General features: G+C 68.7%; 18 protein-coding genes, 1 tRNA gene and 1 riboswitch. Of the genes, 7 read left to right on the forward strand and 12 right to left on the reverse strand.

Going from position 1 to position 23,557, the window contains the following annotated elements; translation table 11 throughout:
* Positions 1–46 precede the first annotated feature (46 nt).
* Positions 47–418, forward strand: coding sequence for a YraN family protein (locus ACVBEQ_RS25210; protein WP_447156189.1), 372 nt, complete (start codon positions 47–49; stop codon positions 416–418).
* 282 nt (positions 419–700) lie between these two features.
* The gene (ppdK, locus tag ACVBEQ_RS25215) at positions 701–3,391 is read left to right on the forward strand and encodes a pyruvate, phosphate dikinase (RefSeq protein WP_447156190.1); all 2,691 of its coding nucleotides are present in this window, start codon (positions 701–703) and stop codon (positions 3,389–3,391) included.
* A gap of 25 nt (positions 3,392–3,416) precedes the next feature.
* Here the strand turns inward: ppdK and ACVBEQ_RS25220 are convergent, their stop codons facing one another.
* Entirely contained in the window at positions 3,417–4,013 is a 597-nt protein-coding gene (locus ACVBEQ_RS25220) for a hypothetical protein (protein WP_447156191.1), read from the reverse strand.
* Between ACVBEQ_RS25220 and ACVBEQ_RS25225 the strand changes: the two genes are divergently transcribed.
* A complete protein-coding gene (locus ACVBEQ_RS25225) occupies positions 4,012–4,788 on the forward strand; it encodes an endonuclease/exonuclease/phosphatase family protein (protein WP_447156192.1) in 777 nt (258 codons plus the stop codon). The two genes, ACVBEQ_RS25220 and ACVBEQ_RS25225, sit on opposite strands and share 2 nt — an antisense overlap.
* On the opposite strand, the gene selB is transcribed toward ACVBEQ_RS25225, so the two are convergent.
* The 4 genes from selB to ACVBEQ_RS25245 all read right to left on the reverse strand — a co-directional run bounded on the left by selB (position 4,743) and on the right by ACVBEQ_RS25245 (position 8,494).
* The gene (gene selB, locus ACVBEQ_RS25230; RefSeq protein ID WP_447156193.1) at positions 4,743–6,524 is read right to left on the reverse strand and encodes a selenocysteine-specific translation elongation factor; all 1,782 of its coding nucleotides are present in this window, start codon (positions 6,522–6,524) and stop codon (positions 4,743–4,745) included. The two genes, ACVBEQ_RS25225 and selB, sit on opposite strands and share 46 nt — an antisense overlap.
* A gap of 1 nt (position 6,525) precedes the next feature.
* Positions 6,526–7,803, reverse strand: coding sequence for an L-seryl-tRNA(Sec) selenium transferase (selA, locus tag ACVBEQ_RS25235; RefSeq protein WP_447156194.1), 1,278 nt, complete (start codon positions 7,801–7,803; stop codon positions 6,526–6,528).
* Positions 7,804–7,836: 33 nt separating this feature from the next.
* Positions 7,837–7,932, reverse strand: a tRNA-Sec gene (locus tag ACVBEQ_RS25240).
* 10 nt (positions 7,933–7,942) lie between these two features.
* A complete protein-coding gene (locus ACVBEQ_RS25245) occupies positions 7,943–8,494 on the reverse strand; it encodes a hypothetical protein (RefSeq protein WP_447156195.1) in 552 nt (183 codons plus the stop codon).
* Between the two features lie 79 nt (positions 8,495–8,573).
* Here ACVBEQ_RS25245 and ACVBEQ_RS25250 point away from each other — a divergent pair, with 79 nt between their 5' ends.
* Both ACVBEQ_RS25250 and selD read left to right on the forward strand, forming a co-directional pair.
* The gene (locus ACVBEQ_RS25250) at positions 8,574–9,170 is read left to right on the forward strand and encodes a TetR/AcrR family transcriptional regulator (protein WP_447156196.1); all 597 of its coding nucleotides are present in this window, start codon (positions 8,574–8,576) and stop codon (positions 9,168–9,170) included.
* Positions 9,171–9,210: 40 nt separating this feature from the next.
* Positions 9,211–10,203 (forward strand): selenide, water dikinase SelD, encoded by a 993-nt coding sequence (selD, locus tag ACVBEQ_RS25255; protein WP_447156197.1) that lies wholly within the window; start codon positions 9,211–9,213, stop codon positions 10,201–10,203.
* Here selD and nrfD read toward each other — a convergent pair.
* The 7 genes from nrfD to ACVBEQ_RS25290 all read right to left on the reverse strand — a co-directional run bounded on the left by nrfD (position 10,187) and on the right by ACVBEQ_RS25290 (position 21,552).
* Entirely contained in the window at positions 10,187–11,185 is a 999-nt protein-coding gene (nrfD, locus tag ACVBEQ_RS25260; RefSeq protein ID WP_447156198.1) for an NrfD/PsrC family molybdoenzyme membrane anchor subunit, read from the reverse strand. The two genes, selD and nrfD, sit on opposite strands and share 17 nt — an antisense overlap.
* Positions 11,182–12,135: a 4Fe-4S dicluster domain-containing protein gene (locus ACVBEQ_RS25265; RefSeq protein WP_447156199.1), complete on the reverse strand. Its 954-nt coding sequence runs from the start codon at positions 12,133–12,135 to the stop codon at positions 11,182–11,184. The genes nrfD and ACVBEQ_RS25265 overlap by 4 nt, the downstream gene beginning before the upstream one ends.
* Positions 12,132–15,452, reverse strand: a complete 3,321-nt coding sequence (gene fdh / locus ACVBEQ_RS25270) for a formate dehydrogenase (protein WP_447156206.1) — start codon at positions 15,450–15,452, stop codon at positions 12,132–12,134. The genes ACVBEQ_RS25265 and fdh overlap by 4 nt, the downstream gene beginning before the upstream one ends.
* 94 nt (positions 15,453–15,546) lie before the next feature.
* Entirely contained in the window at positions 15,547–16,707 is a 1,161-nt protein-coding gene (locus ACVBEQ_RS25275) for a PQQ-dependent sugar dehydrogenase (RefSeq protein ID WP_447156200.1), read from the reverse strand.
* An 88-nt stretch (positions 16,708–16,795) separates the two neighbouring features.
* Positions 16,796–17,860 (reverse strand): ribonucleotide-diphosphate reductase subunit beta, encoded by a 1,065-nt coding sequence (locus tag ACVBEQ_RS25280; protein WP_447156201.1) that lies wholly within the window; start codon positions 17,858–17,860, stop codon positions 16,796–16,798.
* Positions 17,861–17,888: 28 nt separating this feature from the next.
* Positions 17,889–20,741, reverse strand: coding sequence for a ribonucleoside-diphosphate reductase subunit alpha (locus ACVBEQ_RS25285; RefSeq protein ID WP_447156202.1), 2,853 nt, complete (start codon positions 20,739–20,741; stop codon positions 17,889–17,891).
* 125 nt (positions 20,742–20,866) lie between these two features.
* Positions 20,867–21,090: riboswitch (cobalamin riboswitch) on the reverse strand.
* 60 nt (positions 21,091–21,150) lie between these two features.
* Positions 21,151–21,552 (reverse strand): RidA family protein, encoded by a 402-nt coding sequence (locus ACVBEQ_RS25290; RefSeq protein ID WP_447156203.1) that lies wholly within the window; start codon positions 21,550–21,552, stop codon positions 21,151–21,153.
* Positions 21,553–21,712: 160 nt separating this feature from the next.
* On the opposite strand from ACVBEQ_RS25290, the gene ACVBEQ_RS25295 reads away from it, so the two are divergent.
* Together ACVBEQ_RS25295 and ACVBEQ_RS25300 are read left to right on the forward strand one after the other, a co-directional pair.
* Positions 21,713–22,138, forward strand: coding sequence for a VOC family protein (locus ACVBEQ_RS25295; RefSeq protein WP_447156204.1), 426 nt, complete (start codon positions 21,713–21,715; stop codon positions 22,136–22,138).
* Between the two features lie 212 nt (positions 22,139–22,350).
* Positions 22,351–23,557: YifB family Mg chelatase-like AAA ATPase (locus ACVBEQ_RS25300; RefSeq protein ID WP_447156205.1), on the forward strand; the 1,207-nt coding region annotated here is incomplete at its 3' end.

Raw genomic sequence — 23,557 nt, forward strand, 5'->3', positions numbered from 1 at the left:
GGTCCGGCCACGGCGTCCGGTGCCGTGCAGCCCGCAGAGTGGGTGGATGGCGGCGAAGGACGAACTGGGCAGGCGCGGCGAGGACGTCGCGGTCGACGTATTGGAACGCGCGGGCCTGGTGGTGCTGGAACGGAACTGGCGGTGCTCCGAGGGCGAGTTGGACATCGTCGCGACCGATCGTTCGGAGCCCGGTGCGGTGGTCATCTTCTGCGAGGTGAAGACCCGCAGCGGTGACGGATACGGCTCGCCGTTCGAGGCGGTGACGCAGGGCAAACGACGGAAGCTGCGACGGCTGGGCCTGCTGTGGCTGTCCCAACCGCACATCCGCGGCTACCCGCGCATGCGCTTCGACGTCGTCGGGGTGCTCTGGCGGCCGGGGGAGGAGCCGACCGTCGAGCATCGCCCGGAAGCTTTTTAGCCGTGGGTCCCAGTCCCTACGACCGGGCGTCGGCCGCGCTGGGACTGGGAACCTACGGAATACCGCTGTACTTGTCGACCGGACCATTGCACCGTTGATTAGTACGCCGTTGTAAGAACCCTTCGGTCCCTACTCGCGGGACCTTGGTCCCGCTCCGCTAAGTCCCTGCCGTGATGGGACCTACGGCCCTGCCCGCACATGCGCCCGCTGCGACATCCTCCAGATGAGTCCGCGGATGACCGAGCCCGCAATTGGGCTCGCAGGCAAAGGAGCCCAAGGAAGATGACCCAGTACGTCTACGATTTCACCCAGGGAAACAAGGATCAAAAAGATCTTCTCGGTGGCAAGGGCGCGAACCTTGCCGAGATGACGCGACTGGGCCTCCCCGTGCCGCCCGGTTTCATCATCAGCACCGAGGCCTGCAGGGAATACCTGGAACTGGGAACCGAGCCGGGCAAGCTGCGGGTCCAGGTCACCATGGCGCTGCGCCACCTGGAGGACGTCGTCGGCCGTCGACTCGGTGGCCGGCACAATCCCCTTCTGGTGAGTGTCCGCTCGGGCGCGAAGTTCTCGATGCCCGGCATGATGGAGACAGTCCTCAACATCGGCCTCAACGACGAGAGCGTGAAGGGTCTGGCGGAGGAGAGCAGCGACGAGCGTTTCGCCTGGGATTCCTACCGCCGGCTGCTGATGATGTACGGCAAGACCGTTCTGGACATGCCCGGCGAGGTTTTCGCCGATGCACTGGACAAGGCGAAGTCCACCCAGGGCGTCACCAGCGACGTCGATCTCAGTGTGGACGGCCTGAAAGGCCTTGTCACGCTGTACAAGGGCGAGATCCAGTCGTTCTCCGGCAAGGAATTCCCGCAGGATCCGCGCGAGCAGCTGGACAATTCCATCACCGCTGTCTTCAATTCCTGGAACACCGACCGCGCACGGCTGTACCGTCGCCGCGAACGTATTCCGCAGGATCTCGGCACCGCCGTCAACATCTGCACCATGGTGTTCGGCAACTGGGGCGAGACCAGTGGCACCGGCGTCGCTTTCACCCGCGACCCGGCGACCGGCAAGACCGGTGAATACGGCGACTACCTGGAGAACGCACAGGGCGAGGACGTCGTTTCCGGCATTCGCAACACGCTCAGCCTGGAAGACCTCGAGCGGATCGACCCGAAGTCGCACGGCGAGCTGATGACCTGCATGCGCCGCCTGGAGACCCATTACCGGGATCTGTGCGACGTGGAGTTCACGGTCGAGCGCGGCAAGCTCTGGATGCTGCAGACACGGGTGGGCAAGCGCACGCCGGCCGCCGCGTTCCGCATCGCCAGCACGCTGGTCGACGAGCACCTCATCACCATGGACGAGGCCCTGCAGCGGGTCACCGGTGCGCAACTCGCCCTGCTGATGTTCCCGCAGTTCGACCGCAAGGCCAAGCGCACCCTGCTCACCCGCGGCATGGCCGCATCCCCGGGTGCGGCCGTCGGCCGGGTCGTCTTCGACTCCGCCAGCGCGGTGGCCTGGGCCGGCCGGGGCGAGCAGGTGCTGCTGGTGCGCCGGGAGACCAACCCCGACGACCTCGGCGGGATGATCGCCGCCAACGGCATTCTCACCGCCCGTGGCGGCAAGACCTCACACGCCGCCGTGGTCGCCCGCGGCATGGGCAAGACCTGCGTCTGCGGTGCCGAGGAACTCGACATCGACGTTGCCGCCAAGACCATCACCGTCGGCAAGACGGTGATCAAGGAGGGCGAGCAGGTCAGCATCGACGGCTCGACCGGCGAGATCTACGTCGGCGCGATGCCGGTGGTCCCGTCACCGGTGGAGCGGTACATCGAAGAGGGCCTGTCCGCCGTTGCCGACGCCGACGAGGAGACCGCGGCCCTGGTGAACGCGGTCGATCGGCTGCTGAGCCACGCGGACGCTGTCCGCCGGCTCGGTGTGCGGGCAAACGCCGACACGCCGGAGGACGCGATTCGTGCACGCAAGCTCGGCGCTGCCGGCATCGGCCTGTGCCGGACGGAGCACATGTTCCTCGGCGCCCGCCGGGAACTGATCGAGACCCTCATCCTGGCCAACAATCTCGAGGATCGGGATACCGCGCTGGAAGCGCTGCTGCCGCTCCAGCGGCAGGACTTCATCGAGATCCTGGAAGCGATGGACGGGCTGCCGGTCACCATCCGGCTGCTCGACCCGCCGCTGCACGAGTTCCTGCCCGACCTGACGGAGCTCTCCGTCCGGGTGGCGCTCGAGACCGATCACGGCGACAAGGGACCGCAGGTCGACGCCGACACCCGGCTGCTGGCCGCCGTCAACAGACTGCACGAGGCCAACCCGATGCTGGGTCTGCGGGGTGTGCGGCTCGGGCTGCTCACCCCCGGCCTGCCGGCTCTGCAGATCCGCGCCATCACCGAGGCGGCCATCGCGCAGAAGAAGGCCGGCAAGGATCCCAAGGTCGAGATCATGGTCCCGCTGGTCGGCTCCGTGCGCGAACTGGACATCGTGCGGGACGAGGCCGAGGCGCTGATCAAGAAGCTGACCGCGGAAGCGGGCATCTCGCTCACCATCCCGATCGGCACCATGATCGAGTTGCCGCGCGCAGCCCTGACCGCCGATCACATCGCCGCCAGTGCCGACTTCTTCTCCTTCGGCACGAACGACCTCACCCAGACGACGTGGGGATTCTCCCGTGACGACGTCGAGGCCACCATGTTCGTGGAGTACATGGACAAGGGCATCTTCACGGTGTCGCCGTTCGAGACCATCGACGCCAACGGCGTCGGCAAGTTGGTCAAGATGGCGGTCGAGCAGGGCCGCGCGGTGAAGCCCGGCATCAAGCTCGGGGTCTGCGGCGAGCACGGCGGCGATCCGGAGTCGATCCACTTCTTCCACGGCGCCGGGCTCGACTACGTGTCCTGCTCACCGTTCCGGGTGCCGGTTGCCCGGCTCGAGGCGGGTCGCGCAGCGACCGAGTAGGTCATCGCGAGCATGTCAGAGCCGGTCATCGCTGTTCGTCAGCGGTGGCCGGCTCTGCGATGCCCAGCCGTTCCATCAGCACGAGAAACGCTGCGGCGAAATCGTTGTCGGCCGTCTCGACGCGGATGCGGGGCCAGTCCAACTGCTCCCGCACCGCCCGCACCGGCGCGATCAGCTGGCCGAAATCGCAGTACCGCTCCGTCATGGAACGCAATTTGGTGGTGATCACCTGGGTCGCCGGGAGCACCGGGATGTGCAGGCCGAGGACGTCGAAATCCTCGGCCATGTCGAGGAGTTCCCGATCCACCCGCTGCCCGTTCAGCCGGTGCAGCACGTCGACCATCGCGTCGCCGCGGAACGCCTTGAACAGCCAGTCCTCCGGCGGGCGCTCGATCCGGAAATCCGTCGCGGCCAGGCTCGCGACGGCCTTCTCGACGTCGTCCTCGTCGACCACCAGATCGACGTCATGGGCGCTTTCCGGCGCTCCGTGCACCCACAGCGCGTACCCGCCGGCCAACGCGAACGGCACGCCGTCCGCCTTGAGTGCCGACGTGGAGTGCCGCAGGGCCTCGCGGAGTTCGTCGGGGGTGGGCTCGCTGATGATGGGTACCTTCCTTCGCATGCGGCTGGCAACGTTCAACATCCTGCATGGACGGTCCCCCGTGGACGGGCAGGTCAATCTCGATCGGTTGCGGGAGGCGGTGCGGACGCTCGACCCGGACATCCTCGCGCTCCAGGAGGTCGACCGCGACCAGCCCCGCTCGCAACTCGCCGATCTCACCGCGGTGGCGGCGGACGCCATGGGCGCGACCGCGCACCGGTTCGTCGCCGCCCTGTCCGGGACGCCCGGTGCGACCTGGATGGCGGCCACCGGGTCGGAACTGCCCGGAACTGCGTCCTACGGGATCGCACTGCTGTCCCGTTATCCGGCCACCAGTTGGCAGGTGCTGCGGCTGCCGCGGATCCCGATCCGGTTCCCGATGTACCTGACCGCACCGCGGAAAGTCCTCGTGGTGCACGAGGAACCGCGGGCGGTGGTGGTCGGGCAGTTCGAGACGCCGGCCGGTCCGGTCGCCGTGGGGAACACCCATCTGTCGTTCGTGCCGGGGTGGAGCCGCCTGCAGTTGACCCGCATCCGCCGGGACCTCGCGGCGTTCAACGAGCCGGTCGTGCTGATGGGCGACTTCAACATGACGCCGCCGCGGCCGGCCTCGATCACCGGTTACCGGTCACTGGCCGCGCACCCGACGTTCCCGGTGGATCCGGCCGACCGGCAGCTCGACCACATCCTGCTGCGCGGATCGATCGGCGAGGTGGTGGGCAGCGGCGCCCCGGAATTGCCGCTGTCCGATCATCGGGCGCTGTTCGTCGACCTCGACCCGACCACCCGCCGGTGATCGGCGTCCAGCCGTTCGGTCCACCCCCGGCCGTCCAGGTGCTCGAGCAGCGGGATCACCACCCGCCGCGTGCTGCCCAGGGCCTGCCTGGCCTGGCTGGTGGTGAACGGCTGGGGGAGTGCGGCGAGGACCCGCATGGCCCGCGCGGGAGCATCGGGCAGCAGGACCAGGTCCGGCTGCAGGCGTAGCAGCCGGCCGATCGCCGCCGCGGTCGCCAGTTCCCGGTTGCCCAGCCGCAACCGGTCCAGCTCGTTCCGGTCCGGGGCCGCGAAAGGGGTTGCGCTCAGCGCGGTCTCGACCTCCGACACGGCGGCTTCGGCATCGCCCATCGACGGTGCCCGGCCGGCCTCGCCGATCCCCGATCGGCTCACCTGTAACCCTGCGGCGGCCGTCAGTGCGGGGAGCAACGCGGGGTCCGGCAGCCCGACGGCGGAGGCAGCAGCCTCCGGGGTGAGGTAGGGGTCGCGCGGGGCGCTCGCCTGCCGGGCCCGCACGGCGTTGCGCAGCGCCTCGATCCAGCCCGCCCACCGGTCGGGCGCGATGAACCAGTCGCCGACCGACGGGGTGCCGGCCGGTGGTTCGACGGCGACGCCCCATGCCGTCAGGTCGGACGCCCGGACGGCGCCCCGCCAGGAGAGCTGATCGGCCAGCGTGGGCACGCCGTCGATCCCGGCGAGTTGCGCGGCGCGCGCGGCGGCCGCGCCCCGCCGGCGCAGCGGCAGCGGATCGGGATCGAGCACGACGACGCCGCGCGGCAGGTGGTGCCGGCTGCGGTCGGAGAGGATGGCGCGGTCGGCGGTCTGCAGGGGAAGTGGCCGGCCGAGGGTCAGCCGGGCGGTCCGGTCGTCCAGTGGCCGCAGCCGTGCCGGGACCGCGGCGGTGCCGACGGACAGCACGAGCTCGGTGGGCAGGTCGGTGCAGTCCTGCGCGAAACGGACGTCGATCACCGAGGTGGACCGCCACCCGCCGGGGGTGAGCAGCGCGTCGCCGCGGCCGGCCGCCTCGCGCGGGACCCCGCGAAGGTTGACGGCGACCCGGGCGACCGCCGGCACCGTGGACCGGTCGGCACCCAGGCTCTGCAGGCCGCGGATCCGCGCCCGCCGGCCGTTGAGTTCGACGTCGTCACCGACCGACAGGGTGCCGGCCCCCAGGGTTCCGGTGACGACGGTGCCGGAGCCCCGGATGGTGAACGAGCGGTCGATCCAGAGCCGCACCCGACCGGTCGTCACCGGCTCCGGCAGCGTCGCCGCCAGCCGACCGAGTGCCGCCCGCAGGTCGTCCAGGCCGGCACCGGTCCGCCCCGATACGGCGACGGCCTCCACCCCGGCGAGTGAGCTGTCCGCCAGTCGGCGCCGCGACTCGGCAAGGGCCGCAACGGGATCGGCCAGATCCGCGCGGGTGACGACGACGAGCCCGTGCCGGAGTCCCAGCGCGTCGGCCGCGGCGAGGTGCTCGGTGCTCTGCTCCCGCCAGCCCTCGTCGGCGGCCACGATCATCATCACCGCGGGCGCCGGACCGAGGCCGGCCAGCATGTTGCCGATGAAACGCTGGTGCCCCGGCACGTCGACGAACGCGAACGTCTCACCGGACGGCAGCGTGGTCCACGCGTAGCCGAGGTCGATCGTCATGCCCCGTCGGCGTTCCTCGGCCCAGCGGTCGGGTTCCATCGCGGTCAGCGCACGAACCAGGGTCGACTTCCCGTGGTCGACGTGCCCGGCTGTCGCGACGACGTGCACGTCAGCGGGCCTGTGCGGCCTTGACCGCCGCGATCACGTCGGCGTCCGCGTCTTCCGGCACGCAGCGCAGATCGATCAGCAGCGCGCCCTTCTCGACCCTGCCGACCACCGGCGGGTGCCCGGTGCGGAGCGGCCTGGCCAGGTGGTCGGGCAACGCCACGGCCCAGCCCTGCAGGGCGACATCGGGTGCAGCGCCGCCGCCGACCGCTCCGGCGCTGGGCACCACCGACCCATCGGTCGCGCGGGCCAGCTGCTCGCAGCGTTCCCGGAGCCGGTGCGGGTCGGCGTGCAGGTAGTCGTATGCGGGCGGGGTCGGCCCGCGGAGCGTCGCTTCCAGCGCCGCGACCGTGAGCTTGTCGATCCGGAACGACCGTGCCAGCGGGTGGGTGCGCATGGCGTCGACCGCGGCGGTGGTGCCGAAGATCAGCCCGGCCTGCGGTCCGCCGAGCAGCTTGTCGCCGCTGCAGGTGACGACGGTCGCGCCGGCGGCCAGTGCGCCCTGCACGTCGGGCTCGTCGGGCAGCAGCGGGTCCGGCTGCAGCAGGCCGCTGCCGACGTCGGCGATCACCGGCACCGGCAAGCGGACCAGCTCGCCGATCGGCACCGACGAGGTGAACCCGCGGACCTGGAAGTTGCTGGGGTGGATCTTCACGATGGCCGCGGTGTTCGGGCCGATCGAGTAGTCGGCGGCGGAAGTGCGGTTCGTCGATCCGACCTCGCGGATCCGCACACCGGTCGACGTGATCAGGTCCGCGAGCCGGAACCCGGCACCGATCTCGACCATCTCGCCCCGGCTGATCAGCACCTCGCGCCCGCCGGCGAGCGCCGTTGTCGCCAGAACGAGGGCGGCCGCGCCGTTGTTCACCGCCATGGCCCCTTCCGCGCCCGGCACCGCTGCGGTCAGCGCCGCGACGGTGCCCCTGCCGCGCGCGGCGCGCCGGCCCTGCTCGAGGTCGAACTCGACATCGAGGTAGCCGGATGCGATGCCGATGGCGTCCCGCGCTGCGGGGGACAGCGGGGCGCGGCCCAGGTTTGTGTGCAGCACAACGCCTGTCGCGTTGATCACGGCGTTGAGTGTGGAGCTGTGCGCGGGCAGTGCGGCGACCGCCGCGTCGGCGACCGCGGTGGGCGGGATGATGCCCTGTCGTGCCCGCTCCTGGGCGCCGGTCACCGCGGTCCGAACGACCCTGGCACCCAGCCGGCCGGTCGCAGCGACGAGTCGGGGGTCGGCGAGAACGACGTCGGTGCGGGGCACCGCCCGCCGCGGGTCCGTCGTCATCGCTGCTCCCGGAAATCGGTCCCAGATGTCGTGTGGCGGAGGCGGACGGGAATCGAACCCGCCAAGCCGAGATGCTCGGCTTCACCGGTTTTGAAGACCGGGAGGGCCACCAGGCGCCTGTACGCCTCCGCCGGTCACGCTATCGGACGCCGACCTGCTCGGTGGACCCGGCGGGTCGCTTCTTCGGCCACACCGTGTAGCCCACCGCCCCCACCAGATCGATCACGAAGACGATGATCAGGATCAGGTACAAGTCGTTGAAGACAACGGTTCTGGCCGCGTCGTCGACCAGGACGGTGAGAAGTCGCAGCAGGCTCGCGGCGATGAGAACGGCGACCGCGGTTCGGCCGACGTCGTTCCAGCGTTCCTTCGCGTACTCAGCCCCGTACCGCCGGCTGGGGGCCGGCCCGCCGGCGAACCTGTGGGCTAAGCGGGCATCGGCCCAGCGGATCATCTTGTGGCCGTAGGCAACCGAGAACCCGAGATACAGCGCGGCGATGCCGTGCACGGTGCTGGCGGTGGCCCCGGCGCGAAGGTCGATGACCGTGGCGGCGAGCAGTATCAGGTCGACGACCGGTGTCAGGGCCAGCAGGACGACGCCGGTGCGTGGCCATCGGAACACATAGCGGGCGATCAACCCCGCGACAATCAGGACCCAGAAACCGATCTCGCACGCAATGATGATCGTCACGATCACAGGACCGCTCCTCCCAGTGGTAGCACGATCGTGCTACGAAACAAGGTAGCACGGGCGTGCTAGTTTCATCGACATGCCCAGGCGGATCGATCTGGAAGCGAGAAAGGCGCAGTTGGCGCACGCGGTGTGGCAGGTCGTCGTGGACCGCGGCATCGCTGCCGTTTCGGTACGCACGGTCGCCGAGCAGGCGGGCGTGGCGGTGGGATCCCTTCGACATGTGTTTCCCACCCGGGCGGAACTCCTGGAGTTCTCGGCGCAGCTGATGGTCCAGCGTGCGACCGAACGGATACGCGCCCTCCCGCCCGACGATGACCGTCAGCGGTACGCGCTCGAGGTGGTGAAGCAGTTGTTACCCCTGACGCCGGACAGTCGCGTGGAGTTGGAGGTGAATATTGCCCTGATCGCCGAGAGTCCCGCACTGCCACAACTTGTCTCGATCACCGGGCACGCCTATCGCCAGCTGGGCGAAGCCTGCATGCTGCTCGTCGAGATGCTCACCCGAAGCCCGCGCGACTCCCGGACGGAGCGGATGGCACGGCGACTGCACGCGATCATCGATGGGCTGGCGATCCACCTGTTGACGGACCAGCCGTCCGGGGACGGCGAGTGGGCGGTGGACATCGTGCGAGGTGAAGTGGCGCTCATCGCGAACGACTCCCGGCCGGGGTGATCGGGGTTTGCAGCGTCATCGCCCCGGATACTGTGCGTGCATGACGGGCACTGCAACGGGATACCGGCTGACCCAGTACGCCCACGGTGGCGGGTGCGCCTGCAAGATCCCGCCGGGCGAGCTCGAGGCCATCGTCGGCGGACTGCTCGGGTCCGAAGCCGACACGGTGCTCGTGGGACTGGAGAACGGCGACGACGCGGCGGTGGTCCGGATCGCCGACGGGGTCGCCGTGGTCAGCACCGCGGATTTCTTCACCCCGGTCGTCGACGACGCCTACGACTTCGGGCGGATCGCCGCCGCCAACGCACTCTCCGATGTCTACGCGATGGGCGGCCGCCCGGTGGTCGCGGTCAACCTGGTCGGCTGGCCGAGGGACGTGCTGCCCACCGAGCTGTTGCGCGAGGTGCTGCGCGGCGGACTCGATGTCGCACGGGAGGCCGGCTGCGAGGTCGGTGGGGGGCACAGCATCGACGACCCGGAGCCGAAGTACGGGATGGCGGTCACCGGGGTCGCCGACCCCGGCCGGTTGATGCGCAACGATGCCGCACGGCCCGGACTGCCGATCAGCCTGTCGAAGCCGCTCGGGGTCGGCGTGCTCAACAACCGGCACAAGTCGACGGGCGAGGTCTTCCCGCACGCCGTCGAGAACATGGTGCGCCTCAACGACATCGCGAGCCGGGACGCGCTGGCCGCCGGGGTCACCGCGGCCACCGACGTCACCGGGTTCGGCCTGCTCGGCCACCTCTACAAGATGATGCGGGCCTCCGGCACGACCGCCGTCATCGATGCTGCCGCGGTGCCGTATCTCGACGGCGCCCGCGGGTCGGCGGCGGCCGGCTACGTCAGCGGCGGCACCCGGCGGAACCTGGAGTGGGTGCGGCCGCACCTGTCGTCGGCCGTCGACGAGATGGAGTTGCTGTTGCTGGCGGACGCCCAGACCAGCGGCGGCCTGCTTGTGGTCGGGGAGGTTCCGGGTGCTCCGGTGATCGGCGAGACGGTGGCCCGCCGATCGTCCGTCATCGAGGTGCGGTAGACGCTTTCTCGTTGCGCTGCAGACGTTCTCGCTGCGGGACGACGGTGTACTTCGGGTCCCGGGCGGATTCCTGACCCGCCTCGAAGATGCCGAACCGGGTGCATGCGGACCCCGCCATCAGCGCCGCGCCGGACAGGACAGCGACCACCCGGCTGCGACCGGCGAACAGCGCACCCACCGCACCGGCCGCGCTGAGCAACCGGCTGGCCCGCATCAGCGTGCCGGCCTTCCCGGTGTGCAGCGGCTCCGCGACGATGCCGAGCTTGGACTCCATCCGGTGCGCCGCAGCCAGTTCCAGGGCCACGCCGCCGACCGCGAAGCTGCGGGCGGGACCCGCGTCGGACAGCGTGGCGGCGATCATCCCGAGCCCACCGGAGGCGGCCGCCGCGGACCCGACGAAGACGAAGGGCAGTTGCCGCCTGGCCTCGTGCCAGGTCGGTGTCGCGGTTCCGGCCAGCAGCACCGCGGTGTACGACGCCACCGGCGGCGCGGTGACGGCGGCGGCCAGACCCACCGGGCGGTCGACGAAGTCCAGCAGTCGCACGATCCGGGAGAACCTGCGGGGGATCAGGTGCCGGAATTCGTTGACAGCTGCCGCTCCGGCAAAGGGCCCGTAGAACGACAGGATCCAGGTGCCGACCGACATGGGCGACGTCCGCTTCGCCACCCGCAGCATGTTGACGAACCGGGCCGGCCGGCCGAGGTCGTGCACCAGGGCGACGAAGCTACCGGTGATCGCGACGAGCGCACCGAGCCGGCCGGTCCGCTGCAGCGACGTCCGCCCCGTCAGCTCAGCCCCGGCGGCCAGGATCGAGGACCCGGCGGCCACCCCACCCAGGAAGAGGTAGGCGGGGATGTCGGCCTCCCATGGCGAGGCCTTGAGGATGGGCCGGCCGTAGTAGGAGGTGAAGGTGGCGTCCGGGACGACCGGTTCCTCGCGGCGACCGCGGCCGCCGCGCCGGCGTTTGACCGGCGCCGTCATCGCCGCCGCCCGAAGAACGACATCGCTCCGCCGACCAGCAGCGCCGCCGCTGCGCCGACCGCCATGTGCCACATCTCCTTGATGTGCGCGGTGGTCACCACCGGATCCGGCGGCAGCCCGTACACCTCGGGCTCGTCGAGCAGCAGGAAGAACGCCCCGGCGCCACCGACGCCGTCGTTCGGGTTCTCCCCGTACAGACGTGCCTCGGGCACACCGTTCTCGTGCAGCGTCGCGAGCCGGGCGGCGGCGCGTTCACGCAGTTCGTCGACGTCACCGAATTGGATGGACTCGGTGGGGCAGGCCTGCGCGCAGGCGGGGGTTTGGCCGTCACCGATCCGGTCGTAGCACAGGGTGCATTTCTGCGCGATGCCGACGTTCTTGGTGTTCTCGTCACCGATCCGCCGGTCGATCACGCCGAACGGGCAGGCCGGGACGCAGTACCCGCAGCCGTTGCAGACGTCGTCCTGGACGACCACGGTGCCGAACTCGGTGCGGAACAACGCGCCCGTGGGGCAGACGTCCAGGCACGCGGCGTGGGTGCAGTGCTTGCAGACATCCGACGACATCAGCCACCGGAAGTCGGTGCGCGACTCGGGATCCGCCGTGGCGCCAGGAAGTTCGAAGCCCGGCATCCCGAGGTCGACCGCCGGGGCGGAGGCGGACGGCCCGACGGGATAGAGCGGCAGGTTGATGTCCTGACGGCCCAGTTTGCGCGGCTGCTCGATGAAGGCGACGTGCCGCCAGGTGCTCGCGCCGAGCGCCCCGGTGTTGTCGTAGGACGAACCGAGGAAGTCCAGCCCGTCCTCGGGGACGCCGTTCCATTCCTTGCACGCCACCTCGCACGCCTTGCAGCCGATGCAAACGGAGGTGTCGGTGAAGAAGCCCTTGCGGGGCGGCGGGTCCTCCCAGCCCGTGCCCTGTGCGGGGTCCTTCGGCCCGAGCAGCGTCACGGGTTCTCTCCCATCGTCATCGCTCTCAGGGCCGAAGCGCCGCCGGAGCCTGGGTCGCCGGTGCGCAGTTCGTTGCCGGTGAAGACGTCGATCCCGGCCCGTCGCTGGTAATCCTCCACGAACCGCAGCAGCGCAGGACCTTTCGGCCGCCGCCCAGGCTGGATGTCGCAGGAGGCGACCTTGGATTCCTGGATGTGCACGTTCGGGTCGAGGGTGACGCCGAACAGGTCGTTCGCGGAATCGCCTGCCACCAGTGCACTGCCGCCGACGCCCCAGTGATACGGCAGCCCGACCTGGTGGATGGTCCTGCCGCCCACCCGCAACGGCACCACCCGGTCGGTCACCAGTACCCGGGCCTCGATCGCTGTCCGCGCGGTGACGATCGTTGCCCAGCCGAGGTTCTCCAGTCCGCGTTCGGCGGCCAGTTCCGGGGAGATCTCGCAGAAGAACTCGGGCTGCAGTTCGGCCAGGTAGGGCAGCCAGCGGCTCATCCCGCCGGCCGTGTGGTGCTCGGTCAACCGGTACGTGGTGAAGACGTACGGGAAGATGCCGGCTCCGGCCTCGTCGCCCGACGGATTCTGCAGATTGTCGTTGCGGCGGTAGACCTGTCGGGTCGGATTGGACTGCTGTGCGTACAGCGGGTTGACGACGGGTGATTCCTGCGGTTCGTAGTGTGCCGGCAGCGGGCCGTCCAACAGCCCGGTCGGTGCGTACAACCAGCCCTTGCCGTCGGCCTGCATGATGAACGGGTCGTCACCCGCGAGGCCGTCGGGGCCGCTGGCGCCCGCCGGGGGCCGGTAGCCGGGATCCTTGTCGGCGACGAAATCGGGGACGTCGTGCCCGGTCCACCTCCCGGCGTCGGCGTCCCACCACACATACGCCTTCCGCTCGCTCCACGGGCGGCCCTCCGGATCGGCGGAGGCCCGGTTGTAGAGCGTGCGGCGATTCGCCGGCCATGCCCAGCCCCACTCACCCGCGACCCAGTTCTGGTCCTTGCCGGGCTTGCGTCGGTCGGCCTGGTTGACGCCGTCGGCGTACACGCCCGTGTAGATCCAGCACCCGCCGGAGGTCGAGCCATCGGCCTTCATCTCGGTGTAGGAGTTCAGCAGCTGCCCGGCCTTCTCGCCGGTCAGGTGGTAGCCGTTGATCTCCCGCAGCACGGCGTCGCCGTCCGGCTCGCCGTGTGCGTCGACGGGGTAGTCCCAGGTCAGGTCGAGGATCGGCCGGTCCCGCTCGAGTGTCGAGCCGGCCAGTCGCTCGCGGATCTTACGGCCCAGCGTGTAGAAGAACTCCAGTTCGCTCTGGCAGTCGCCCGGCGGATTGACCGCCTTGTGCCGCCATTGCAGCATCCGGTGCGTCTGGGTGAAGGTGCCTTCCTTCTCCACGTGCGAGGCGGCCGGGAAGAAGAAGACCTCGGTACCGATGTCCTCGGTGCGCAGCTCCCCGGTCTCGATCTCGGGTCCGTCCTTCCAGAACGTCGCCGACTCGATCAGGTTGAGATCCCTGATCACCAGCCACTTCAGGTGCGACATGCCCAGGCGCTGCATCTTTCCGTGGGCCGATCCGACCGCGGGATTCTGACCGAGCACGAAATAACCCTCGACCTTGTCCTCGAGCATGTCCATCACGGTCTGATATGTCCCGTGGTCGCCGGACAGCTTGGGCAGGTAGTCGAAGCAGAAATCGTTCTCCGGGGTCGCCACGTCACCCCAGTACGCCTTCAGCAGGCTCGCGGTGTATGCGTCGGCGGCGGTCCAGAATCCCTTCTGGTTGGGCGAGGAAATGGTGGCGAGGTAATCCTCCAGCGTCTCGAGAGCGTCCACGGTCGGCATCGGGAGATAGCCCGGCAGCAGGTTGAACAGGGTCGGGATGTCGGTGGATCCCTGGATGCTCGCGTGCCCGCGCAGCGCCATGATCCCCCCGCCCGGCCGGCCCATGTTGCCCAACAGCAGCTGGATGATGGCCGAACCGCGGATGTACTGGACGCCGACGCTGTGGTGCGTCCAGCCGACGGAATACACCCAAGCGGTGGTCCGCTCGCGACCGCTGTTCTTCGTCACCGCCTCGCACACCTTCAGGAACTGCTCGGGCGGAACGCCGCACACCTCCTGCACCATCTCCGGGGTGTACCGGGCGTAATGCCGCTTGAGGACCTGGAAGACGGACCGCGGGTGCTGCAGTGTTGGGTCCCTGTGCACTTCTTCGAACGGCATGTTCGCACCGTGCCCGCCGAGCTCGTGGCCGGCCCCGCGTTCCTTCTCCGACTCCTCGCTCTCCTCGTCGTCGGCCGCCGATGATTCCGGCTTGGCGCCCTCGTAGTTCCAGGTCTTCGTGTCGTAGGTGCCCGATTCCGGGTCGTAGCCGGAGAAGACGCCGTCGAGGTCGTCGACGTCGGTGAAGTCCTCGCGCAGGATCACCGAGGCGTTCGTGTAAGCGACAACGTAGTCGTGGAAATAGGTCTCGGTGCCGAGGATGTAGTTGACGATCGCGCCGAGGAACACGATGTCGCTGCCCGCCCGTAGTGGGACGTGCAGGTCCGCCACCGCCGACGTCCGGGTGAACCGCGGGTCGACGTGGATGATCGTCGCACCGCGCTTCTTTGCAGCCATCACCCACTGGAAACCGACAGGATGGCACTCGGCCATGTTGGAACCCTGAATGACGATGCAGTCAGCGTTCTCCAGGTCCTGCAGGAAGCCCGTGGCGCCGCCACGTCCGAACGAAGCCCCCAAACTGGGGACGGTGGCACTGTGTCAAATACGGGCCTGGTTCTCGATCTGTACGGCGCCGATGGCGGTGAACAGCTTCTTGATCAGGTAGTTCTCTTCATTGTCCAGGGTGGCGCCGCCCAGCCCGGCGATGCCCATCGTCCGATTGAGCTTGCGGCCCTGCTCGTCCCGGTCCTGCCAGGTGCGCGCCCGGGTGTCCACCATCCGGTCGGCGATCATGTCGGTCGCCGTCTCCAGGTCCAGTGGCTCCCACTCGGTGGCATACGGCCGGCGGTACAGCATGGCCGTCTGTCTGGTCGGGCTGTTGATCAGCTGCTCGCTGGCCGAGCCTTTGGGGCAGAGCCGGCCACGGGACACCGGCGAATCAGGGTCGCCCTCGATCTGAATGACCTTCTCGTCCTTCACGAAGACCCGCTGCCCGCAGCCGACCGCGCAGTACGGGCAGACACTCTGCACCACCCGGTCCGCCGTGGAGGTGCGCGGCGTCAGCGCGCGGGTGTGAGCTGAGGTGACGGCCGCACCGCGGCCCGTCGAGTCCTTGCCCACCAATTGGCGGAACACCGGCCACCCGAGCAGGGTGGAGCGCACGCTGCGCCGGCTGTCGCCGGGCGAGTCGCTGGTCAGGTGCACGCGGGCTCCTCTCCTGCCGGCGGAATACCCGCGATGCTAGGGGGCCAAACAATCAGCCGCGCGCGGTGACCCGCAGGATTCTTCCGGGATTGGCGTCCGTCGCGATGTACAGGTCGCCGTTCCTGTTCAGGACCGCGACGCGCAGCCTGCCCTGGTTGGTGATCACTCTGGTCTGCGTCGTGACGGCGGTGCCGTCGCCGTTGAAGCACATGATGCGGAGGTGCTGGTCCTTCAGGACGGCCATCGCCAGGCAGCGCTGCCAGGTTCCCCAGCGGGTCCCGGACAGGAAGGTGCCGCCGGACGGCGCGATGGTGGGATTGCCCGACGACCACGCGGCACGCACGGCCGACGGGTAGCGGGTGAGGTCCGTCATCGGCCGTGACTCGTCGTAGAACAGCGGGCCGGACAGCGGTCGGGGGTCCCATCCGTAGTTCCTGCCGGCGTAGAGCCGGTTCACCTCGTCGTCGCGCCCGGTGCCGTGCTCGACCGAGAACGCCTTACCGCCGGGGCTGAATGCGATGCCCTGCACGTTGCGGTGCCCGTAGGTGTAGATCCGCGGATCGAACGGCGCCGGCGCGTTCCCCGGGACCCAATGACCGGTGGCGTCGACGCGAAGCACCTTCCCGCCCAGTGACTTGGGATTCTGCGGAACCGTCGGGATGGCCGCGTCACCGGTCCCTATCCAGATCCGGCCGTCCGGCCCGAAGCGGGGCCTGCAACCGGAATGGCGTCCCGAACTCACCGGGATGCCGGTCACGATGTCGGCCCGTTCGGTCAGGGCGGTGACCGCGTCGTTCATCCGCCAGCGCACCAGCCGGATGTCCAGTGAACCGCTGCGGTTGGACATGAAACAGGTGTAGACCCGCCGGTTGGACGAGAACCCCGGGTCAACGGCGACGCCCATCATGCCGCCCTCGCCCTGCGCCACGACGTCGGCGGGTCTGGCCAACTGGCGCACCACCCCCGTGCTCGCGATGCGGAACTTGATCGGGCCGGGACGTTCGGTGAACAGCATCCCGCCGCCGGGGGTGAAGGCAAGGTCCCACGGGTTCTGCAGGCCGCTGAGCACGGTGGACACCGACAGCATCGGTGCGGCCGCGACGGCGGCCGTCCGGACGGGCTCGGCCGGGCGGGCCGCGCCGGTGGTCAGACCGACGGACGACACCGCCAGGCCGACAGCGAGGAATGCGGACACGGTGCGACGACGGACCATGGTGGACTCCCTCAATTTTCGCCCACCGTACGTGGTCGGACGGCTACCCGGCCAGGGGCACCCGCCGCAGGTTCTCCCGTCCGCCGCCTCACTCCCAGTCCAGGCCGCCGCCGGTCTGGTACTCGATGACCCTGGTCTCGAAGAAGTTCTTCTCCTTCTTGAGATCCATCATCTCGCTCATCCACGGGAACGGATTCTCGGTGGCGGGGTACAGCGGGGCGAGGCCGATCTGGGCGCACCGGCGGTTGGTGATGAAGTGCATGTAGGTCTCGCACTGGCCGGCGGACAACCCCAGCATTCCGGTCGGCATCGTGTCCCGGCCGTAGACGATCTCGAGTTCGCAGGCGGTGCCGAGCATCTGCCGTACCTCCTCCTGGAATTCGGCCGTCCAGAGATGTGGGTTCTCGATCTTGATCTGGTTGATGACGTCGATGCCGAAATTGAGGTGGATCGACTCGTCCCGCAGAATGTACTGGTATTGCTCGGCAATGCCGACCATCTTGTTCCGCCGGCCGAGCGAGAGGATCTGCGCGAAGCCGGTGTAGAACCACATTCCCTCGAAGATGACGTAGAAGGCGACCAGGTCGCGCAGGAATGCCTGGTCCGCCTCCGGGGTGCCGGTGCGGAAGTCCGGATCCTCCAGGGTCTGAGTGAATCGCAGTGCCCAGGCGTCCTTCTCGGTGATCGACGGGACCTCCCGGTACATGTTGAACAACTCACCCTGGTCCAGGCCGAGCGAGGTGCAGATGTACTGGAACGTATGTGTGTGCACGGCTTCTTCGAAGGCCTGCCGCAGCAGGTACTGCCGGCATTCCGGATTCGTCAGCTGCCGGTACACGGCGAGGACGATGTTGTTGGCCACCAGAGATTCGGCGGTCGCGAAGAACCCGAGATTCCGCTTGAGCATTTTTCGCTCGGCGTCGGTGAGCCCGTTCGGGCTCTTCCATAGCGCGATGTCGGCCTGCATGGACACCTCGGTCGGCATCCAGTGGTTGTTGCAGCCGGCCAGGTATTTGTCCCACGCCCAGGTGTACTTCAGCGGGAGCAACTGGTTGACATCGGCGCGGGCGTTGATCATGCGTTTCTCGCTGACCGAAACCCGGCCGCCGGCGGTGTCGATTGGGGTGTCGATGGGATTGGTGAGTGTGCTCATGATGGTGCCTTTCGCGGTCGTGACGGACTCACTGGCAGGCTTCGCAGTCGGGGTTGTCGATGTCGCACGCCTGCGCCTCGTCGGCGGCGACCTCGAAGGTGGGCGCGACGGCGTTGAGCTTGCCGTCGGTGCCTTGGAGGGTGGATTTCTCGACATGGCTGGCCGCCGCGGACCGCAGGTAATAGGTGGTCTTGCACCCGCTCTCCCACGCCGACTGGTACAGCAGGTCCAGCTTCCGGCCGTTCGGCGCGGTGACGTACAGGTTCAGCGACTGCGCCTGATCGATCCACTTCTGCCGCCGGGACGCCGCCTTGACCAGCCAGGATCCCTCGATCTCGAATGCGGTCGCGAACAGCTCCTTGACGTCGGCGGGAATGCGGCCGATCGGGGTCAGCGAGCCATCGAAGTACTTGAGGTCGGCGACCATCACCTCGTCCCACAGGTCGCGCTCCTTGAGCACCCGGACCAGATGCTCGTTGACGACGGTGAAGTCGCCGCTCATGTTCGACTTGACGAAGAGGTTGCGGTAGGTGGGTTCGATGGACTGGGCGACCCCGATGATGTTCGAGATCGTCGCGGTCGGGGCGATCGCCAGCACATTCGAGTTGCGCATCCCGACATCGCGGACCCGGGTTCGCAAGGTGTCCCAGTCGAGCCGACTGGTGGTGTCCTGCACCAGGTCGGTGCTGCCGTCGACCCGCTGCCGGTGCTCGGAGAGGATCTGAATGGAGTCGATCGGCAGGACGCCACGCGACCACAGTGAGCCGTCGAACGACGGGTACCTCCCACGTTCGGCAGCGAGGTCGGCGGAGGCCGAGATCGCCCAGTACGAAAGCTCTTCCATCGAGGTGTCGGCGAAATCGACCGCCGCATCGGAGGCATACGGCACGCCGAGGGTGTACAGCGCGTCGGCGAAACCCATCAGCCCGAGCCCGACGGGGCGGTGCCGCAGATTGGACCGCCGAGCCGACGAGATGGTGTACATGTTGATGTCGATGACGTTGTCCAGCATCCGCACCGCGGTGGTGACCGTGCGCCGTAGACGCCCGGTGTCGAGTCCGTCGCGGGTGACGTGCGCGGCCAGGTTCACCGATCCCAGGTTGCACACCGCGGTCTCCGCGTCGGCGCCGGCCCTGGTGTTCAGGGTGATCTCGGTGCACAGGTTCGACGAATGCACGACGCCGACGTGCTGCTGCGGCGAGCGCAGATTGCAGGCGTCCTTGAACGTGATCCACGGGTGCCCGGTCTCGAACAGCGTGGTCAGCATGCGCCGCCACAGCTGGACGGCGTCGACCCGGCGATGCACCCGGATCTCGCCGCGATCTGCAGCGGCCTCGTACTGCGCGTACCGCTCGGCGAAGGCGTTGCCGTACAGGTCGTGCAGGTCCGGGACCTCGTCGGGGGAGAATAACGTCCAGGTTCCACCCGCGCGGACCCGGCGCATGAACTCGTCGGGCACCCAGTGCGCGGTGTTCATGTCGTGGGTGCGCCGCCGGTCGTCGCCGGTGTTCTTCCGCAGATCGAGGAATTCCTCGATGTCGGCGTGCCAGGTCTCCAGGTAGGCGCAGACCGCGCCCTTCCGCTTGCCGCCCTGGTTCACCGCGACCGCGGTGTCGTTCGCGATCTTGAGGAACGGCACCACCCCGGACGAAAGCCCGTTGGTGCCCTTGATGTGTGCACCGATCCCGCGTACCGGTGTCCAGTCGTTGCCCAGGCCGCCGGAGTACTTGGCCAGCAGGGCGTTGTCCTTGATGGACGAGAAGATGCTGTCCAGGTCGTCGTCGACGGTGGTGAGGAAGCAGGAGGACAGCTGCGGACGGGCGGTGCCGGCGTTGAACAGGGTGGGTGTGGAGCACATGAAGTCGAAGCTTGAGAGCAGCCGGTAGAACTCGATCGCCCGGCCCTCCCGGTCGATCTCCCGTACCGCGAGACCCATGGCCACGCGCATGAAGAAGGCCTGCGGCAATTCGTACCGGGTGCCGTGATCGTGCAGGAAGTACCGGTCGTACAACGTCTGCAGTCCCAGGAAGGTGAACTGGTTGTCCCGCTGTGCGTCGAGTGCGGCTCCGATCCGGTGCAGATCGAATTCGGCGAGGACCGGATCCAGTTGTCCGAGTTTGATTCCGTGGCTGATGTACCGGGCGAAGTAGCCCGGGTAGAGGTCGGTCATCTCAGCGGCGGTCGGGGTTTCCGGTTGCCCGGTCAGGTGGGCCAGCGCCTCCTGCCGGAGAGTGTCGGCCAGCAGGCGGGCAGCGACCTGGGAGTAGCCGGGTTCGGTTTCCACCAGTGCCCGCGCGGCCATGATCGGGGCGAGGCCGAGTTCCTTGGTCGAGATGCCGTCGTAAAGGGCCGTTCTGGTGCCTGCCAGGACGGCGGCCTCGTCCACCTCCGGCAGATCCGCGCACGCCTCCGCGATGATGCGCCGGAGCCTCGCCTCGTCCAGCGGCGCCCGGGTGTCGTCCGACGCGACAACCGTGATCGTTTGGGCGACAGCACTTGTCGTGCCGTCCTGGCGGTCCGCGCGGGCCTTCCGGTGCTCCTCCCGGTAGAGGATGTAGGCACGGGCCACCGGCGCGTGGCCGCCGCGCATCAGCGCCAGTTCGACCTGATCCTGTACCTCTTCGAGGTCCACCGGCCGACCGGAATCGCCGTACCGGCGGAGCAGGGTGGTGGTGACCGCGTCCGTCATCTCGGTGACTTCCGCGCGCAGCCGGGACGACCGGCCGGCGGATTCCCCCTGAACGGCCAGAAACGCCTTGGTGATGGCCACGGCGATGCGGCCGGCATCGAAATCGGCGACGCTGCCGTTGCGGCGGGCCACCCGCATTCCATGGGCGGTAACGGGTTCCGACAGAGCTGTTCCGGGCAGTGTCTGGGTCATTGCTCTCTCCTCGCGAGCCGACTGAAGCCGGCGCGACCGGGGAGGAACGGACCGGCCCGACGCCGACGGCGGCGAGCCCGATTCCGCAGCGACCCTCCCACGGGGCACACCGACGCCGCGTGCCGACGGCACGCGCATCGAAGGCAGGTCTTCGGACTCGCGGGCACGACCGGCACGGATGCCGATCACCTACCGACCGTCGCTTCCCGGACACCTGGGCGTCCAGTGCTTGATGACGGCTTTCGTTCCCACTCACCGCTGCGGGGCAGTCCCGGGTTCGCACCGGGTTCCCTCTTGCCTCCGCCCGGGATTCAGAATCCCGGGCGGAACCTTCGACGCCAGAACCGTACATGTCGGGGCGGTGCTGGCTGGGGACCCCAACATGTCGTGTCGCGGCGTGTTCTGTGCCTCAGTCCGGAACCAGGGCTGCGATAGCGCTCACCTCGATCAGCGCGCCCGGAACGCCGAGGCCCACGACTCGCGCGGCGGTCACCAACGGCGGCGCGCCGGCCCCGGCCAATCGCGGTGCGATCGCGCCGTATGCGGCGCCGAGGTCGGCGTCCGCATCAATCAGCACCGTCCACTGCACGACGTCGGCGAGCGTGGCGCCAACCGCTTCCAGCGCGACGGTCACGTTGTCGATCGCCCGGACCGACTGATCGGCGACATCGCTCGAGACGACCGAGCCGGTGGTGTCCACACCGTTCTGGCCGCCGACGTAGATGGAGGCGGCGCCCGCTGGTACGACGGCGACATGACTGAACGCCGGGCTTCGGACGAGCCCGGCCGGCTGCAACAGGGTGATGTTCATGCCAGTCACGGTGCCATCAGTTCAGGACAGCCGGCGTCCGCTAATCAGAGCGGTTCCACATCGCTTCGCGCCAGCCGTTCTCGCTGTCGCTGAGCCGCTATCCGGCCCGGGCCGGGGACCAACTCGCGGGCACCGGCAACCGGTGCCATCCTCGATGACCATGAGCAGCGCCTCCTCGCGCCCCAGCATCTCGGTGATGTTGATCGTGTCCGACGCTGACGCAGCGGTGAGTTGGTACACGTCGGCGCTTGGTGCCGTCCCGTTGTGGGACCTCGGCGGCGTTGCTGGGCTCGACCTCGGTGGAGCCCCGTTCTTCGTCCACGAAGCCGTGCACGGCAAAGATCAAGAGCAGGGCCCGACAGCCGTCGGATTGACGACGACCCGGATCGAGGTGTTCGTCGATGAACCGAATGAACTGATCCAACGGGCTGCAGCCGCCGGCGCGACCGACGTGAAAGCGGTCAGCGCGCACGTCATGCCGTGGGGACTCCATCGTCAGGGTGGCTTTACCGATCCATTCGGTCATCGTTGGTCGGTGGGCGATCGCACCCCACTGCAACGATTCCCGACGCCGCCGTCGCAGTAAGCCTGCCTGCGGTGGTCGCGTTGCGGTAGGGATTTCTCTACGGTGACCGGATCCGTCTGTGCGAAGGGTCTTGCCGCGCGGGGGTTTGACTTTAGCCGCCTCCCTCCACATGTCGCTTCGCGGCCGCTGCTCCGGTTGTCCCCATGCGGTGGGTTGTCCACATTCCTTGGCTTCCAATGTTGGTGGTGTCGATCGGGTCGCAGGGTGGGGGCATGACGTTGGCGCGGACCTGGGCGGTCGCTCTGAATGGGATCACCGGGTACCTGATTGCGGTGGAGGCGGACCTGGCGGCGGGTCTGCCGGGGACGACGGTGATCGGGATGGGTGATGCGGCGGTGACCCAGGCTCGGGATCGGATCCGGGCGGCGGTGGTGAATTCCGGGCACAAGTGGCCGGACCGGCGGATCACTCTGGCGTTGTCGCCGGCGGCGTTGCCCAAGCGCGGCGCGGGGTACGACATCGCCCTTGCCGTGGCGGTGCTGGCGGCTGCCGGGGTGGTGCCCACGGCGGCGGGGGAAACGGTGTTGATCGGTGAGCTCGGGTTGGACGGTCAGGTCCGGCCGGTGCGCGGTGTGCTGCCGGCGTTGCTGGCGGCGCGGGCGGCGGGCCGGGAGCGGGCGATCGTGCCGCTGGGGAATTTGGCGGAGGCGTCCCTGGCGACGGGGATGACGGTCTGGGGCGTGGCAAGCCTGCGGGATCTGGTGGCGAGCCTGCAGGGTGAGGTGCATTTCCTGGAGCCGGGGGTTGCGGTGCCGCCAGTTGATGGCACGGCGATTCCGGACCTGGCGGATGTGCTGGGTCAGCCGGAGGCCAGGCTAGCGTTGGAGTTCGCCGCAGCCGGTGGCCATCACCTCGCGATGATCGGACCACCGGGCTCGGGAAAGACGATGCTGGCCAACAGACTTCCCGGTGTGCTGCCGATGCTGACCGGTGAGCAGGCACTCGAGGTGACGGCAGTGCATTCCGTCGCCGGCAACCTTGACGACGACACCCCGTTGATCACCCGGCCGCCGTTCGTCGACCCGCATCACTCCGCGTCATTGGCAGCCGTTGTCGGTGGCGGATCGGCCCACATCCGGCCCGGGAGCATCAGTCTGGCCCACTGCGGAATTTTGTTTCTCGACGAGGCTCCAGAATTTCGCCCGACGGTGCTGGATGCGTTGCGGCAGCCGATGGAGTCGGGAGTGGTTCTGCTGGCGCGGGCGTCGGGTGCCGTGCGGTATCCGGCCCGGTTCCAGTTGATCATTGCGGCGAATCCGTGTCCGTGTGCGGCGGCGCGGGATGTGGATTGTTGTTGTCCGTCGGGGGTGCGGCGGCGGTATCTAGGCCGGTTGTCGGGGCCGTTGCTGGATCGCGTCGACATCCGGGTTGATCTGGCGGCGCTGGATCCTGTGTCGCTGACGTCCGATGGGGCGGTGG

The sequence above is a fragment of the Nakamurella sp. GG22 genome, from assembly GCF_052976845.2.

Excerpts from the sequence above, each read along its gene's own strand:
- selD (WP_447156197.1), top strand. The coding sequence starts at position 9,211 with ATGACGGGCACTGCAACGGGATACCGGCTGACCCAGTACGCCCACGGT.
- ACVBEQ_RS25275 (WP_447156200.1), bottom strand. The coding sequence starts at position 16,707 with ATGGTCCGTCGTCGCACCGTGTCCGCATTCCTCGCTGTCGGCCTGGCG.
- ACVBEQ_RS25220 (WP_447156191.1), bottom strand. The coding sequence starts at position 4,013 with ATGCGAAGGAAGGTACCCATCATCAGCGAGCCCACCCCCGACGAACTC.
- ACVBEQ_RS25285 (WP_447156202.1), bottom strand. The coding sequence starts at position 20,741 with ATGACCCAGACACTGCCCGGAACAGCTCTGTCGGAACCCGTTACCGCC.
- selA (WP_447156194.1), bottom strand. The coding sequence starts at position 7,803 with ATGACGACGGACCCGCGGCGGGCGGTGCCCCGCACCGACGTCGTTCTC.
- nrfD (WP_447156198.1), bottom strand. The coding sequence starts at position 11,185 with ATGACGGCGCCGGTCAAACGCCGGCGCGGCGGCCGCGGTCGCCGCGAG.
- ACVBEQ_RS25280 (WP_447156201.1), bottom strand. The coding sequence starts at position 17,860 with ATGAGCACACTCACCAATCCCATCGACACCCCAATCGACACCGCCGGC.
- ACVBEQ_RS25290 (WP_447156203.1), bottom strand. The coding sequence starts at position 21,552 with ATGAACATCACCCTGTTGCAGCCGGCCGGGCTCGTCCGAAGCCCGGCG.
- ACVBEQ_RS25250 (WP_447156196.1), top strand. The coding sequence starts at position 8,574 with ATGCCCAGGCGGATCGATCTGGAAGCGAGAAAGGCGCAGTTGGCGCAC.
- ACVBEQ_RS25210 (WP_447156189.1), top strand. The coding sequence starts at position 47 with ATGGCGGCGAAGGACGAACTGGGCAGGCGCGGCGAGGACGTCGCGGTC.
- ACVBEQ_RS25225 (WP_447156192.1), top strand. The coding sequence starts at position 4,012 with ATGCGGCTGGCAACGTTCAACATCCTGCATGGACGGTCCCCCGTGGAC.
- ACVBEQ_RS25295 (WP_447156204.1), top strand. The coding sequence starts at position 21,713 with ATGAGCAGCGCCTCCTCGCGCCCCAGCATCTCGGTGATGTTGATCGTG.
- ppdK (WP_447156190.1), top strand. The coding sequence starts at position 701 with ATGACCCAGTACGTCTACGATTTCACCCAGGGAAACAAGGATCAAAAA.